Source organism: Frankia sp. AiPa1, assembly GCF_023243075.1.
Lineage (GTDB): Bacteria > Actinomycetota > Actinomycetes > Frankiales > Frankiaceae > Frankia.
This window is the reverse complement of sequence record NZ_JALKFZ020000188.1, coordinates 1-14,217: the sequence shown is the minus strand read 5'-3', so window position 1 is coordinate 14,217 and position 14,217 is coordinate 1. Positions and strand designations below refer to the sequence as shown.

Annotated in this window: 12 protein-coding genes and 1 pseudogene; 8 read left to right on the top strand and 5 right to left on the bottom strand. The window is 70.4% G+C overall.

Features of this window, described 5'->3' with window-relative positions; translation table 11 throughout:
• Positions 1-6 precede the first annotated feature (6 nt).
• Positions 7-1,485 (bottom strand): aldehyde dehydrogenase family protein, encoded by a 1,479-nt coding sequence (locus MXD95_RS26060; protein ID WP_250643381.1) that lies wholly within the window; start codon positions 1,483-1,485, stop codon positions 7-9.
• 235 nt (positions 1,486-1,720) lie between these two features.
• Positions 1,721-2,935 carry a CaiB/BaiF CoA transferase family protein gene (locus MXD95_RS26055; protein ID WP_250643380.1) on the bottom strand — a complete coding sequence of 405 codons (1,215 nt, stop codon included), beginning with the start codon at positions 2,933-2,935 and terminating at the stop codon, positions 1,721-1,723.
• 582 nt (positions 2,936-3,517) lie between these two features.
• Here MXD95_RS26055 and MXD95_RS26050 point away from each other — a divergent pair.
• The 5 genes from MXD95_RS26050 (at position 3,518) to MXD95_RS26030 (ending at position 7,663) form a co-directional block, all read left to right on the top strand.
• The gene (locus MXD95_RS26050; protein WP_250643379.1) at positions 3,518-4,669 is read left to right on the top strand and encodes an acyl-CoA dehydrogenase family protein; all 1,152 of its coding nucleotides are present in this window, start codon (positions 3,518-3,520) and stop codon (positions 4,667-4,669) included.
• Complete coding sequence (locus tag MXD95_RS26045; RefSeq protein WP_250643378.1) at positions 4,666-5,961, top strand: acyl-CoA dehydrogenase family protein; 1,296 nt, start codon at positions 4,666-4,668, stop codon at positions 5,959-5,961. Before MXD95_RS26050 ends, MXD95_RS26045 begins: the two co-directional genes overlap by 4 nt.
• A gap of 42 nt (positions 5,962-6,003) precedes the next feature.
• Positions 6,004-6,399 carry a nuclear transport factor 2 family protein gene (locus MXD95_RS26040; protein WP_250643377.1) on the top strand — a complete coding sequence of 132 codons (396 nt, stop codon included), beginning with the start codon at positions 6,004-6,006 and terminating at the stop codon, positions 6,397-6,399.
• Between the two features lie 86 nt (positions 6,400-6,485).
• On the top strand, positions 6,486-6,887 hold the full coding sequence (locus MXD95_RS26035) for a nuclear transport factor 2 family protein (protein WP_250643376.1): 402 nt from the start codon (positions 6,486-6,488) through the stop codon (positions 6,885-6,887).
• A 122-nt stretch (positions 6,888-7,009) separates the two neighbouring features.
• Positions 7,010-7,663 (top strand): TetR/AcrR family transcriptional regulator, encoded by a 654-nt coding sequence (locus MXD95_RS26030; RefSeq protein ID WP_250643375.1) that lies wholly within the window; start codon positions 7,010-7,012, stop codon positions 7,661-7,663.
• Between the two features lie 174 nt (positions 7,664-7,837).
• Here the strand turns inward: MXD95_RS26030 and MXD95_RS26025 are convergent, their stop codons facing one another.
• Together MXD95_RS26025 and MXD95_RS26020 are read right to left on the bottom strand one after the other, a co-directional pair.
• A complete protein-coding gene (locus tag MXD95_RS26025) occupies positions 7,838-8,524 on the bottom strand; it encodes a TetR/AcrR family transcriptional regulator (RefSeq protein ID WP_250643374.1) in 687 nt (228 codons plus the stop codon).
• A 312-nt stretch (positions 8,525-8,836) separates the two neighbouring features.
• The gene (locus tag MXD95_RS26020; RefSeq protein WP_250643373.1) at positions 8,837-10,036 is read right to left on the bottom strand and encodes a cytochrome P450; all 1,200 of its coding nucleotides are present in this window, start codon (positions 10,034-10,036) and stop codon (positions 8,837-8,839) included.
• Positions 10,037-10,479: 443 nt separating this feature from the next.
• Between MXD95_RS26020 and MXD95_RS26015 the strand changes: the two genes are divergently transcribed.
• The 3 genes from MXD95_RS26015 (at position 10,480) to MXD95_RS26005 (ending at position 13,924) form a co-directional block, all read left to right on the top strand.
• On the top strand, positions 10,480-10,875 hold the full coding sequence (locus MXD95_RS26015; protein ID WP_250643372.1) for a Zn-ribbon domain-containing OB-fold protein: 396 nt from the start codon (positions 10,480-10,482) through the stop codon (positions 10,873-10,875).
• Positions 10,876-10,992: 117 nt separating this feature from the next.
• Positions 10,993-12,192 (top strand): thiolase family protein, encoded by a 1,200-nt coding sequence (locus MXD95_RS26010; RefSeq protein WP_250643371.1) that lies wholly within the window; start codon positions 10,993-10,995, stop codon positions 12,190-12,192.
• An 82-nt stretch (positions 12,193-12,274) separates the two neighbouring features.
• Complete coding sequence (locus MXD95_RS26005) at positions 12,275-13,924, top strand: thiolase C-terminal domain-containing protein (protein ID WP_250643434.1); 1,650 nt, start codon at positions 12,275-12,277, stop codon at positions 13,922-13,924.
• A gap of 84 nt (positions 13,925-14,008) precedes the next feature.
• On the opposite strand, the pseudogene MXD95_RS26000 reads toward MXD95_RS26005, so the two are convergent.
• Positions 14,009-14,217, bottom strand: a pseudogene (locus tag MXD95_RS26000) (hypothetical protein); the annotation flags it as partial.

Below are 14,217 nucleotides of genomic sequence, written 5' to 3'. Positions count from 1 at the left end.
CCAGGCTCAGGCGGGCTCGGCGAGCGCCTTCTGCTCGAGATACTCCTCGAAGCCCGCGATGCCCATCTCACGGCCGAGGCCGGACTGCTTGTAACCACCGAACGGGACATCGGCGCCGTACCACAGACCACCGTTGACCGAGATCGTGCCGGTCCGGATGCGCCGGGCGACCCGCAGTGCCCGCTCCCGGTCGGCGGAGGAGACGCCGCCGGACAGCCCGTAGATCGAGTCGTTGGCGATCCGGATGGCGTCGTCGTCATCGTCGAAGGGGATCACGACGAGGACCGGTCCGAAGACCTCCTCGCGAGCGATCTCCATCGAGTTGTCGACGTCGGCGAGCAGCGTGGGCTGGAAGTAGAAGCCCCGCTCGAACTGGGTGGCGATGCCGCCGCCGGTGACGACCCGGGCCCCGGCCTCGACGGCCCGGCGGACCAGACCGTCCATCCGCTGCAGCTGCGGCCGGTTGACGATCGGGCCGGTCATGTTCGAGGTGTCCTCGGGGTCGCCGTAGTTGATCCCGGCGATCAGCGCCGCGGCGGCCTCGACGCCCTCCTCATAGCGGGAGCGGGGCAGCAGCAGCCGGGTGCTGGTGGCGCAGCCCTGGCCGCCGTGGGTGCAGATGCCGAACGCCGCCGCGATCGTGGCCATGGCCATGTCCTCGACGTCGTCGAGGACGATCTGCGCGGACTTGCCGCCGAGCTCCAGGAAGACCCGCTTGATCGTGGCCGCGCCAGCCTCCATGATCCGCCGGCCGACCACGGTCGAGCCGGTGAAGCTGACCATGTCGACGTCGGGGCTGGTGGTCAGGACCTCGCCGATGGTCTTGTCCGCGGCGGTGATGACGTTGAACACGCCGGCGGGGATGTCGGTGTGCTCGGCGATGAGGCGGCCCAGTGCCAGGCCCGTCCACGGGGTGTCGGGGGCGGGCTTGAGCACGACGGTGCAGCCGGCGGCCAGCGCCGGGGCCACCTTGGCGATGTTGATCTGGTTGGGGTAGTTCCACGGCGTGATCGCGGCGACCACGCCCTTCGGCTCGCGCTCGACCCACCGGTTGGCCGGGCCCGCCAGGGTGTCGGCGACCCCGAGCGGCTCGCTCCACGAGTACTTCTCGGCGAGGTCGGCGTAGTAGGAGACGAACTCGATCGGCGCGCCGAGCTGGGGGCCGTCCAGCAGCATCCTGGGCGCGCCCACCTCGGCGACGGTGATGTCGGCGAGCTCGTTCTTGTGGTCGAGCAGCGCCTGGTGCAGCTGGCGCAGCCCGCGGACCCGCAGCTCCACGTCCCGGGACCAGTCGGTCTCGTCGAACGCCCGGCGCGCCGCGGCGATCGCCCGCTCGGTGTCGGCCCGGGACGCGTCGGCCGCGACGCCGATGACCTCCTCGTTGGCGGGGTTGATGTTGGTGTAGGTGGCGCCGTTCTCAGCCTCGACGAGCTCGCCGTCGATCAGCAGTCGTTCCTCATGCCACGAGCCGGTCGTCAGCGGCATCGCGTCTCCTTCGATGTGGTTGGGCGTGGGTGTGGTCCCGCGCACAGGTGTCGCCGATGATCGAGCCTGCGCCCTCGGTGCGGTCCGGCGCAACACAAGCGGTCGCCCGCAGGGCAGAGCGGGTCATTTCGTGGCCGGTCGGTCGCATCCGGAACGGCCGCGCGCGTGGACGGGCTGGACCTGGACGGGCTGGGCTGGGCGGATACGCGAGTGCGGCACCGGGCCCGCCGTCCGATCAGGCCACGACACCCTTGATCTTCAGGTCCAGGATGGCGTCCCAGTCCAGGCCCAGGCTCTGCAGCACCTCGTCGCCGTGCTCGTTGAGCTCCGGGGCCCGCCCGGCCGCCGCGGGCGTCTCGTCGTACTGCACGGGCGCGCCGACGAGGGTGAACTCGGTGCCGTTCGCGGACACCACGTCCTGGATGTAGCCGTTGTCGAGAGCCTGCGGGTCCTGGGCGACCTCGAGGGTGGACTGCCCGACGGCCCACTGGCCGCTGAACGCCGCGAGGCGCTCCCGCCACTCGGCCAGCGGGCGGGCGCCGAGGGTGGCGCTGAGCTCCTCGTAGGCCGCCCCGGCGTTCGCGCTGATCGAGGCGTGGTCGGCGAAACGCGGGTCGCTGACGAGGTCGGGCCGGTCAATGATCTGGCAGAACTCCGGCCAGTAGCGCATGGCCTGCAGGCAGGAGAAGACCAGCGACCGGCTGTCGCTGGTCGTGTAGACGCCGACGAGCGGGTTGGAGGTGCGCCCGGCGGGCGGCTGGCGCATCGCGAAGCCGTGCTGCTGGGACAGCGCGATGGCCTGGCCCTGAGCCCACATGCCGACGCCGAGCAGCGAGACGTCCAGGACGGTCGCCTCGCCGGTGCGCTCGCGGTGGAACAGCGCACCCATGATGCCGCCGGCGATGGTCAGCCCGCCGATCGAGTCGCCGAAGCCCGGGCCCGGCGGGAGGGTCATCGACTCGGTGTCGTCGTGCGTCAGCGCATGGCCGATGCCGGCCCGCGCCCAGAAGGAGAGGAAGTCGTAGGACCCGCGGTCGGCGTCGGCGCCGCGCTCGCCCTGCCCCGTCCCACGGGCATAGATGATGTTGGGGTTGTGGGCCCGGATGTGCTCGACGTCGATCTTCAGCTTGGCCCGCACGCTGGGCAGCTTGTTCGTGAGGAAGACGTCGCTGGTCGCCGCCAGGCGGTAGACGATATCCACGCCCTCCTCGGACTTCAGGTCGAGGGCGAGGCTCTTCTTGTGCCGGTTGGAGTGCTCGAGCAGCACGTGCACCGGGCCGCCGACCAGCGCTGTGCCGGTCGAGGCGAGGCCGCGCATCGCGTCGCCGCGCTCGACGTGCTCGATCTTGATGACCTCCGCGCCCCAGTCGGCCAGCAGGGCCGAGGCCGCGGGTACGAAGGTGTGCTCCGCAACCTCAAGGATGCGGACGCCTTTCATCACTGCCGTCATGCCGTCCTCCGGCCAGGTCGATGTGCGGCGCTGTGGATCTGCGCTGCCGCGGATCTGTGATGCTGTGAATCTGTGGTGCTGTGGATCTGTGGTGCTCTGTGGATCTGTGCCGCGGCAGGTGGGTCTTGCGGGGTGCACGGGTCTGCGGTGTGCGGGCCGCGGGACATGGGCAGCGAGCGTGGTCGGTGGACGTGGTCGGTGGACGTGGGCTGCTGCCGCAGGAACACACACCCGTGGTGGGCTCCCGACTGGGTGGCGAGTGGCCGGCAGAGCTGTCTATATTGACGTCGACCTCGACATTCAGCACCTTAGCGGCGGCCGGATGCGTGGGCAACGCGGTGTCGTGCTCGGCAACGGCATGATCGCCGCAAATCTGGACTGAGTCCAGAGAATCGGACTAGTCTGATCGAACAGGCGCGCCGTCGCCCCTGCTGGGGCCTCGTCGGACCCCTGGTCCGGACCGCAGTGGGTCTGAACCGCGGTGGTCCGGCGACGCAGGGTCCGCGATCGCCGTACCGATCGGACGGGCAGCGGGCGGACCCGGGCCGGCGGCGCCGGCGCCCGGCGAGGCGGAGGCAATGGATGAAGGTGGGACTGACCGCCGACCAGGAACTCCTGGTCGGTACGACCCGCAAGTACCTGCAGGACACCGTGCCCAGCGATGTCCTGCGGCAGCTGCGGGACCGTCCCGACGGCTACGACCCGGACTACTGGGCGGCCGGTGCTGAGCTCGGCTGGGCGGCGTTGCTCGTCGCCGAGGAGCACGGCGGAGGGAGCGTCAGCGGCCAGGGCCTGCGGGACCTGGCGCTGGTGGCGTACGAGTTCGGCCGCCACGCGTCCCCCGGGCCGCTGCTGACGACGAACGTTGTCGCCGAGGCGCTGTCGCGGGTCGGCGGTGACACGTACGCGCAGCCGCTGGAGGAGCTCGTTTCCGGCACGGCGGTCGGGACGTGGGCATATGCCGAGCCGACCCCGCACGGCGGTCTCGGCGAGGTGGCGACGACGGCCGTCGCCGACGGCGGCGACTGGGTCCTCACCGGCGAGAAGGTCGCGGTGGAGCACGGCGCGCAGGCCGCTTACCTGCTCGTCACCGCCCGCACCGGCGACGGCCTGACCCAGCTGCTCGTCCCCGCTGGCACCCCTGGCGTCACCGTCACACCGCAGAAGACGATCGACGTGTCCCGGCGCTTCGCCCGAGTGTCGCTGCGCGAGGCCCGGGTGCCCGCGTCGGCGCTGCTCGGCGCGGCCGGCGCGGCGGCGCCCGAGGTGGAACGCCAGCTGCGCACGGCGCTGGTCATCCAGACCGCCGAGATGGTCGGCGCGCTGGACCGGGTGTTCGAGCTGACCATGAGCTGGCTGTCCGACCGGTACTCCTTCGGCCGGCCGCTGGCGTCCTACCAGGCGCTCAAGCACCGGGTCGCCGACCAGAAGATGTGGCTGGAGACCTCCCACGCCCTCGCCGACGCGGCCGCGCTCGCGGTGCAGGAGGACGACGAGCGCGCCGGTGAGCTGGTGAGCGTGGCGAAGTCGTACCTGGCCCAGTACGGCCCGGAACTGTGCCAGGACAGCGTCCAGCTGCACGGTGGCATCGGTGTCACCTACGAGCACGATCTGCACCTTTATCTGCGACGTGTGGTTCTCTCCAGTGCTCTGTTCGGCACGGCCCGGGAGCATCGGCTGCGGATCACCTCCCTGTTGGAATCCCGGAACAGCGCGCGAAAGGTGCAGGCGTGAGCGTCGAGGAGATCGAGTCGGTCGAGCAGTTCCGGGCCCGCGCCCGCGCGTGGATCCGAGCGAACCTCCAGCCGATCGGCTCGGACCACCGCGGTCGGATGGCCCTTCGCCCGGACGACGAGGAGCTCGCCGAGGTCGCCGAGGACCGCCGTCTGCAGCGACTGCTGTACGACAACGGACTCGCCGGGATCTGCTTCCCGAAGGAGTACGGCGGGCAGGGACTCACCCGCGCGCATGCGGAGGCCTTCGACGAGGAGATCGACGGCTACCGCTTCCCGGAGCGGGTACAGGTGCCGAACATGACCCCCTGTGCGACGGTCATCCTCGAGTTCGGTACCGAGGAGCAGAAGCTCCTGCACCTCCCGCGGATCATGCGCGGGGAGGAGCTGTGGATGCAGTTCCTGTCCGAGCCGGGCTCGGGATCGGACGTCGCCGGCGCGAAGGTGAGCGCGGTGCGGGACGGCGACGACTGGATCCTCAACGGCTCGAAGATCTGGACGACCGGCGCCTGGTGGTCCGACTGGGGCCTGTGCCTGGCCCGCACCAACTGGGACGTGCCCAAGCACCGTGGCCTGACGGTGTTCATGGTGCCCATCCACCAGGACAACATCGAGATCTCCCGGATCGAGATGCTCGACGGCAGCAAGGAGTTCTGCCAGGAGTTCCTGACCGACGTCCGGGTGCCCGACACCGACCGCATCGGCGGGATCGACGACGGCTGGACGGTCACCACCCGCTGGCTGATGCACGAGCGTTCGTTCACCTCATCGCCCTACGCCGTGCACGCGCTGGGCGGTGACGGCGAGCTCGGCCCCGCCGCGGGGGAGGCCGCCGATCATCTGCTGACGCTGCTCGATCGGTCTGGGCGGGCGGACGATCCGGCAGCGCGTGAGCAGATCGGCGAGGCGTACACGCTGCAGATCGCGATGCGCGAGCTCAACACCCGGCTGCACGCGCTGGCCGGCTCCGGGAAGGGGTCCGACCAGCTCGCCTCGGTCGGGCGCCTGATGCACGGGGTGGGCGCGGGCCGGCTGATGACGATCCTGTTCGAGCTGGGCGGCCAGGACGCGGTGGCCAGCGATGCCGATGACGAGCTGTTCAGCAATCTCGGCACCCGGTTCCTGCTCCGCCAGGTGGCATCGATCGGCGGCGGCACGACGGAGATCGCCCGCAACCTCATCAGCGAGCGGGTGCTCGGCATGCCTCGCGAACTCGCGCTGGACCGCAACGTCCCCTACCGGGAGGTGCGTTCGGCGCCCTCCGGCGGATCGTCGGCGTCCCGCCGGAGCTAGTCGCCCGGCGGCTCTCCTGCGCCGCCGGCCAGAGGAGATGACATGTCAGATTCTGTGGCTGACGAGCTTGCCATTCGCAAGATCGTGGCCCAGTACTGCCATCTGTGCGATGACGGTCGGCTGACCGAGCTTGTCGAACTGTTCACGCCGGACGGCGTGTTCACCTTCGGCACGGAACATCGTGGCTCCGTCGCGATGGCTGCGTTCTTCGACGACACACAGGGCGACCCGCGTAAGCGGGGGCGCCACCTGACCGTCAACACCGACGTGGACGTCGACGGCGACACCGCGCGGGCGGTCTCGGACTTCCTGTTCATGAAGGTGCGTGAGTCAGGTCCGGTGATAACAATCCTCGGGCGGTACAACGACACGCTCCGGCGGGACGGTGGCCGCTGGCAGTTTGCCCGGCGCGACGTGGAGGTCGCGCAGCGGCCCTGAGCGGCCGGCCTTCTCCCTCCGTTCACCCACCGCGCTCGGTGCGCCGGGAACAGAGAGTGCCGAGGGCAGAGAGCTAGGAGTTCGCCATGCTTCCGACGCCCGAGGATCAGGTAGCGATCGGTCAGCTGCTCGCACGCTACTGTCTGACCCTCGACCTCGACGACGTGGAAGGCTGGGTCGGCCTGTTCACCGAGGACGGCAACTACCTCGTGTACGGACGAACCTTTGAGGGTCACCATGGGCTACGCGCAATGGCGAGCGCGGCACCCGGCGGTCTGCATCTCGGCGGCCCGCCGGTGATTGAGATGCTGGGTGCCGACAGTGCGCGCACCACCCGTAATCTGCTGTTCGTCGACCGCGCCGACGGCATTCCACGCAACGCCGTCTACCACGACGATCTGGTGCGCACCGCGGACGGCTGGCGGATCAGGACGTGCCGGTGTCAGTTCATCACGAAGGACGGGCTGGCCGATCGGCCCGCACGTTAATCGCGAATGAGATCTGTCCGTGCTGAGTTCGGCGCCGCCCGCCCGGCAGCTCGAACAGCTCGAACAGCTCGCGATGCCTGTCGTGCGGGCGCACGGTCGGTCGGCGTGCCGGGGAATCGGAGTTGACCGCGGGACGGCTTGAGCCGAAACGGTCCCAGCTCGCCCAGGAAAGGTCTCGTGACACCCGGCGCGCGATAGTGAAGGCCGCCCTGGAGCTGTGGACGCAACGCGGTTTCGACCACGGGGTGGAGCAGACGACCGCGGAGGAGATCGCAACGCGGGCCGGCGTTTCCAAGGCAACGTTCTATCTGCACTTCGGGCGCAAGGAGGACATCCTCCGGCACGCCGGCTGGATAGCTCCCGAGGCGATGTACGAGGATGCGCTGGCCGAGGTGGCTGCCGGTCACGGCCTCGACGAGGCGGTCGACCGGATGCTGTTGCGGCTGGGCCGTCGGGTCCAGAAGGTGCCGCGGGCGGCGCTGCGCCGCGTGTTGCACGCCCAGCGCAGAGTGCCGCGCGAACATGTGTACGAAGATGGGTCCTTCGGTCTGGAGAAGGCGTTTCTCGTGGTCCTGAAGCCTGCCCAGGACACCGGCGAGCTGCCCGCCGGCATCGGCGTCCCGATGTTGGCGTCGATGCTGAAAGCCGTCACGATGGACGCCCTCTGGAACTGGGCGATATACGGCGCCGACCGGCTGCCGGACGTGCTGCGGCAACGAGCCGCGGTCGTGCTCGCGGGCGCCCGACACCTCCCGGCGGACCAAGCAGAGCCCTGAACGAGGGCTGATTCTCGCCGTTCGACCCGACCCGTGACTGCGCCTCCATCCTCCGGTTCAACGGCAGGACCAGGAGCCTGGACCCGCTCAGGGACATGTCTGATTCGGCCGGGAATATCTGTTCCCTGCGGCCGCGGGCTGACGTGGACGCCCCGGAACGGCTCCGCCGCGCGATCAGTCGAGCCGGGTGATTCCCAGCGCGTTGCGCCAGAGCAGGGTCAGCTGCTCGACCGCGATGTCCAGGTCAAACTCGCTGCCGTTGTCGGTGCCGAACAGCAGTTCGGCGAAATAGGCGACCATCCCGCCGAGTGCCTGGGCGGCATAGGCGGGATCGACCTGGCGATCGGCGTTGTCGTGCCGCTGGAGCGACCGGGTGCGGCGCTCGATCGCATGGGCGAACTCCTCATGCCGCTGCAACCGGATTCGGCGAACGTCCGGGTCGAAGGTGGCCACCTGCTGGATGACTCTCATGATCTTCGCGTTCGCGGCGTACGTCTGCAGGTAGTGACGGTTCGCCGCGCGGATGCGCGCGATGGCGTCGGTTCCCGCCGGCGCCGGCTCCGGGGTGAGGAGATCCAGTTCCACCGAGTCCACCACCTCCCGGAAGATCTCTTCCTTTGAGTGGAAGTAGGTGTAAAAAGAGCCGTGGGACAGGCTGGCCAGATCGCAGATGTCGGCCACCCTGGCGTGCAGGAATCCGTCGCGTTCGAACACGGTCCGGGCCGCGTCCAGCAGCTGCCCGCGGGTCTGGCGCCCCCGCCGTGTGCGCCCAGTGCCGCGGCGCTTACTCAGCTCGCTGACCTCCCGCCGCGCGCGGGACGCGTTGGGCAGCGCGGGCCCGCGGTCAGTTCGTTCTGGCACGGATGATCCTCTCGGGCGCGGTGAGGCCGGCGCACTGGTGCCGGGCGGCCGCCGGAACGGGCTGCGGGGACCGGAGGTGCCGTACCAGTATCCGGTCCGTCGGCGGCGACGGGACTGTGGCGGCCACCACGCGGTGCTGATGGCAGCCCGGCCGACCGCGTCGTCGCCCGTCACCCCCATTGTTGACCATCACCGTCGGCTTTTGCCAGGTGGCTGGCGAGTGTCGTCCGTATGGTGCCGCCGAAACCGCACACGGCCCGCTCCCTCCGGAGGGAGCGGGCCGTGTGCGGCGAAACCGGTGATCAGTCGGCGTTATCGGGTGGTGCGGACGGGTAGTTTCTCCCATCCGCGCACGGTCGAGGTGCGGGCCTGGTGGGCGTTGTCCCAGTCGACCTCCCAGAACGGGAAGCGCTTGAGGACCTCCTCGAGGGCGACCCGGCCTTCCAGACGGGCCAGCGCAGCGCCGAGGCAGTGGTGGATGCCGTAGCCGAAGCTGAGGTGGCGCGCGGTGCGGTGGATGTCGAACCGGTCGGCATCGGGGAAGCGGCGCTCGTCGCGGTTCGCCGAAGCGTTGATCAGCAGGACGATCCGACCGGCCTCGATGGTCTGGCCGTGATGGGTCACGTCGCGCGAGAGCTTGCGGGCCTGTACAGGGGAGGGCGCCTCGTAGCGCAGCAGCTCCTCGATGGCGTTCGGGATCAGCGAACGGTCCGCGGCCAGCTCGCGCAGCTGGTCGGGGTGCTCGCCGAGCACCTTGCCGGTCCAGCCGATCAGCCGGGTGGTCGTCTCGTTGCCGGCGCCGGCCAGCAGGAAACTGACGGTGACGACCTCTTCACGGGTCAGCCTGCGCACCGTGCCGGTCTCGTCCTCGAACTCGGTGTTGAGTAGCTGCGTCATCAGGTCGTCCGAGGGGTGCTCGGCCCGCCAGTCGATGTAGTCGCCGAACGACTCGGGGCCGAAGTTGCCCGCGCCGACGTAGCCCGACGTCTCGGCGTTCTCCAGGCGCAGGCTGTTGTCGATCTGGTCGCGCAGCGCCTCCTGGTCCTCCTCGGGGATGCCGAGCAGATAGCCGATGGTCCGCATCGGCATCTGCGCGCCGAGATCCGCGATGAAGTCGAAACCACCACTGCCGACGAGCGGGTCGAGTGAACGGGCGCAGAACTCGCGGATCTTGCCCTCGAGCGCGTTCATCGCCCGGGGGGAGAACACCCGGATGAGGAGCTTACGGTGGATGTCGTGCGCCGGCGGGTCCTCGAAAAGGATCGCTCCCGGCGGGAACGCGATTCCCTGCTGGATGAACTCCAGCACCGAACCCTCGCCGGACCGATAGGTGTCCCAGTCGCCGAGTGCCGGCTCCACGTCCGCATAGCGGCTGAGTGCGAAGAAGTCGTGCTTCTCGTTGTAGTAGAGCGGCGCCTCGTCGCGCAACCGCTTCCACACCGGATAGGGATCGGTGTCGATCTCCGCGTCGTATGGGTCGTAGTAGACGTCGCTGCGGCTGTTCACCGGCATGCGCGAACTCCTTCTGGGGTCCGGTGTGGTGCCTGTTCGCGGCGTGGACCGGATCGAGCCAGCCTGATTCCTTCAATGCGGCTGGCCGCCCGCGCATGCGCCCGGCGTGCCCATCTGTACGCAGAGGGTTTTATTGCCGTCGGCTTGCGTTCATGCCACTGAGGGAAACGGCGCGACCACACCGCGGATCTGGGTCGGGCGACCTGTGGTGATGATCACGGGGAAACTATACCCCGTTAAGGTAGCGGGGGCCCGCCGGTCCGGCGACCAATATCAACAGCGGCGCCGCCCATGACGGTGCGCTAGTGTTCACCTGCCTGGGATACGCGATGGTCAGGCTCTCCGGGCGGCCAGGTCCTCCGGGCGGCCGGGTCGTCTCCCCGCGTCGGCCGACGGCGGCCGCCGGCCGTGTTCCGATGTTGGCGCATCTGCAGGGAGGACCTGTGAGCAATCGTGTTCCTCTCGTCGACTATCTGGTGCTGGACGGCGAGCCGCACCTGACAGCGCGCGAGTGCACCCGTTGCGGTGCGCGGTACTTCGACCGCCGCAACGCCTGCGCGGCCTGTGAGGCGGACACGTTCCACACCGTCGACGTGGCCACCGAGGGCGAGCTGCGGGCCTTCACGATCGTCTCGTTCGCGGCGCCGGGAATCCCGGTCCCGTTCGTGGCCGGGGTGGTCGACTGCGCGGGGACGTCCGTGCGGGCCAACGTGGTGAACGTGCCGGCCGACCCGCGGCACGTGCGGGTCGGGATGAAGGTGCGGCTGGCGACGGTCACGGTCGGCGTGGACGCCGCCGGTGTGGAGGCGGTCGGGTTCGGCTTCGAGCCGGCCTCCTGACGGCGGTGACCCGGCCGGCAGGCGGCGCCGGGCCGGCGGACCGACAGCCACTGCGGCGGCGGGCGGCTGGCCCTCGGACGCGGCTGTTGTTCGGATGACGTGGGGACGGGAGTAGCGATGGCGGAGAACGTGTGGATCCTCGGCATCCACATGACGAAGTTCGGCAAGCACCCTGAGCTCGACACGGTGGACCTGGGCGCGCAGGCGGCCATCGGCGCGCTGTCCGACGCCGGGCTGCGGATGCGCGACGTGGGCGTGCTGGCCGCGGGCAACCTGATGCAGGCGGCGGCGAGTTTTGGCCAGCAGTTGCAGAAGCAGATCGGCCAGACCGGCATCCCGGTGTTCAACGTGGCGAACGCGTGCGCCACCGGCGCGACGGCGCTGCGTGTCGCGATCATGGCGATCCGGGCGGGCGAGACCGAGGTGGGCCTCGCGGTCGGCGTCGAGAAGCTGTCCGGGGCGGGGCTGCTCGCCGGTGGGAGCCGCGTCGCGCAGAGCGACACCTGGTCGCCGCGGGGCCGCTTCGGAGCGGTCGCCGCGCTGGACGGCCGGATCGGCACCGAGACGATGCCCGGGGTGTTCGCGCAGATCGGCCTGGAGTACGACCACAAGTACGGCGGCGCGACGTTCGAGCTGTTCGCGCGGATCTCCGAGAAGAACCACGCGCACTCCACCCTGAACCCGCTGGCGTCCTACCAGAAGCGGTTCTCCGTCGAGCAGATCATGAACGATGTCATGATCGCGTATCCCAACACGCGGCCGATGTGCTCCGCCAACTGCGACGGTGCCGCCGCGGCGGTGGTCGTCAGCGAGTCCAAGCTGCGCACCCTCTCGCTCGAGCAGCAGCGCCGCGCCGTCAAGATCAGCGCCTCGGTGCTGACCAGCGACCCCTGGCAGGAAGCCTGCCAGGTGCTGCCCGACGTCAACACGCTCACCCGCGCCGCCGCCGAGCAGGCCTACGAGCAGGCCGGGGTCGGCCCGGAGGACCTCGACCTGGTCGAACTGCACGACTGCTTCGCCACCGCCGAGCTCGTCCACTACGACAATCTCAAGCTCTGCCCGACCGGTGGCGCGGTCGACTTCTTCAACTCGGGAGCCACCTGGCGCGACGGCACGACGCCGGTCAACGTCTCCGGAGGGCTTGAGTCCAAGGGGCATCCGGTCTCGGCGACCGGCATCGCGAACGTCTGGGAGATCGCGACCCACCTGCGGGGCGAGGCCGGCGACCGGCAGATCGAGGGCGCCCGGGTCGGGCTCGCCCATGTCATCGGCCTCGGCAGCGCCTGTGGCGTGCACATCCTCGAAAAGGCGGTCTGACGTGTCGGGTGTGGGTGGCCCTGATCCGGCCGGCGCTGACTCCACCGGCGCTGGCCCGGCCGGCACCGTCATCACCACCGGGATGAAGCGGCCCCTGCCCGCGCTGCTTCCCACCGTCGCGCCGTTCTGGACCGGCGGCGCCGAGGGTGAGCTGCGCCTGCCCCGCTGTGGCACGTGCGCGACATTCCTGCATCCCGGCCAGCCGGTGTGCCCCGACTGCCCCGGCTCGGAACTCGCGTACGCCCCCGTCGGCCCGACGGGCGTCGTCGTCGGCGTGAGCGTGAACTACCAGATGTGGCTGCCGGGGATGGCCCCGCCGTATGCCGTGATCGTCGTGGAGCTCGACGACGCTCCGGGCGTGCGGCTCACCTCGAACCTGGTCGTCGACGAGGGCGTCGAGATCTCCGACGTCGCCCGGGTGGGGCTCGCCGTCACGGTCGCCTTCGACCACCAGGTCGACGTCTGGGTGCCGGTGTTCCGTCCGTCGGGCGAACCGGACCGGCCGGGCCTGGTCAGCGTGGTCCCTCCGGTGCCGAGGCGACCGGCGAGCGACGAGCGGTTCGAGCGGCGCAGCGTCCTGCGCGGCCTGGGGATCTCCGCGGTCGGGCGGCGACTCGGGCGCTCCCCGGTGAGCCTCGCCGTGGAGGCGAGCCTCGCCGCGATCGCCGACGCCGGGCTCACCCCCGACGACATCGACGGACTGTCCACCTACCCGGGTGCGGTCGGGGGTGCCAGCGGAATCTCCGAGGGTGGCATCACTGCGCTGGAGAACGCGCTCGGGCTGCGTCCGACCTGGTTCAACGGCGGGATAGAGCAGCCGGGCCAGACCGGGGCGGTCGTGGCCGCGATGCTCGCCGTCGCGTCCGGACTGTGCCGCCATGTGCTGTGTGTGCGCACCGTGTGGGAGGCCACCTACACCGACTACCAGCGCCGGGGCCTGACCGGCGGTGGGGGCGGCCGGCTCGAGGGCGACATGCAGTTCCGGTTGCCGTACGGCGCCGCGTCCGCGTCGACCTGGATCGGCCTGGCCGCCTCCCAGTACATGCACCGGTACAAGGTCGACCGTGAGGTGCTCGGACGCATCGCTGTCAACGCCCGCGCCGGCGCCGCGCGCAACCCGCACGCGGTCTACCGCGAGCCGATGACGATGGACGACTACCTCGGCGCCCGTATGATCACCACGCCGTTCGGCCTGTATGACTGCGACGTGCCGTGCGACGGCTCGGTGGCCGTGGTCGTGTCCGCCGCCGAGACAGCCGGGGACGCCCCCCATGGGGTGGTACGGGTTGCCGCCGTCGGCACGCAGATCAACGAGCGTCCGTCCTGGGACCAGGGCACCCTGACGCACGAGCCGATGGTGCTCGGCCCCGCCGCGCACCTGTGGACCCGCACCGAGCTCACTCCGTCCGACGTGGACGTGGCGCTGCTCTACGACGGTTTCACGTTCAACTGCCTGTCCTGGCTCGAGGCGCTTGGTTTCTGCGGCTTCGGGGAGGCCGCCGACTTCATCGGTGACGGTTCGAGGATCGGTCTCGACGGCGCGCTGCCGCTCAACCCGCACGGCGGCCAGCTCTCCGCCGGACGGCTGCACGGCTTCGGCTTCCTACACGAGGCGATCACGCAGCTGCGCGGGGCGGCCGGTGATCGGCAGGTGGCGGACGCGCGGGTGGCGGTCGTCGCCACCGGCGGCGGTGCTCCCGGCGGCTGCTTCCTGCTCACCCGCGACACCTGACGGATCCGGCGGGCCGGCAGCGGCCCGCAGCCGAGGTGTCCGTCTCGGCTGCGGGCGCCGTGGCGGCTCAGTGCGGCAGCCGCCTCAGAGGCCGGCCGTGTTTACCAGCACGCCGACGAGGGCGGTCACGGCCATCGCCGCGCAGCCGCCGATCACCACCCGCAGGGTGGGGCGGGCGAGCGAGGTGCCGGCCGTGGGGGGGGGGGGCGCCCCCCCCCCCCCCCCGCCCCCCCCCCCCCCCCCCCCCCACAAAAAAAACACACCACCCCCCCCCCCCCCCCCCCAAACCCCCA

Coding starts and splice junctions, on each gene's coding strand:
- MXD95_RS26005 (WP_250643434.1), top strand. CDS start 12,275: ATGAAGCGGCCCCTGCCCGCGCTGCTTCCCACCGTCGCGCCGTTCTGG.
- MXD95_RS26020 (WP_250643373.1), bottom strand. CDS start 10,036: ATGCCGGTGAACAGCCGCAGCGACGTCTACTACGACCCATACGACGCG.
- MXD95_RS26050 (WP_250643379.1), top strand. CDS start 3,518: ATGAAGGTGGGACTGACCGCCGACCAGGAACTCCTGGTCGGTACGACC.
- MXD95_RS26055 (WP_250643380.1), bottom strand. CDS start 2,935: ATGACGGCAGTGATGAAAGGCGTCCGCATCCTTGAGGTTGCGGAGCAC.
- MXD95_RS26010 (WP_250643371.1), top strand. CDS start 10,993: ATGGCGGAGAACGTGTGGATCCTCGGCATCCACATGACGAAGTTCGGC.
- MXD95_RS26060 (WP_250643381.1), bottom strand. CDS start 1,485: ATGCCGCTGACGACCGGCTCGTGGCATGAGGAACGACTGCTGATCGAC.
- MXD95_RS26040 (WP_250643377.1), top strand. CDS start 6,004: ATGTCAGATTCTGTGGCTGACGAGCTTGCCATTCGCAAGATCGTGGCC.
- MXD95_RS26035 (WP_250643376.1), top strand. CDS start 6,486: ATGCTTCCGACGCCCGAGGATCAGGTAGCGATCGGTCAGCTGCTCGCA.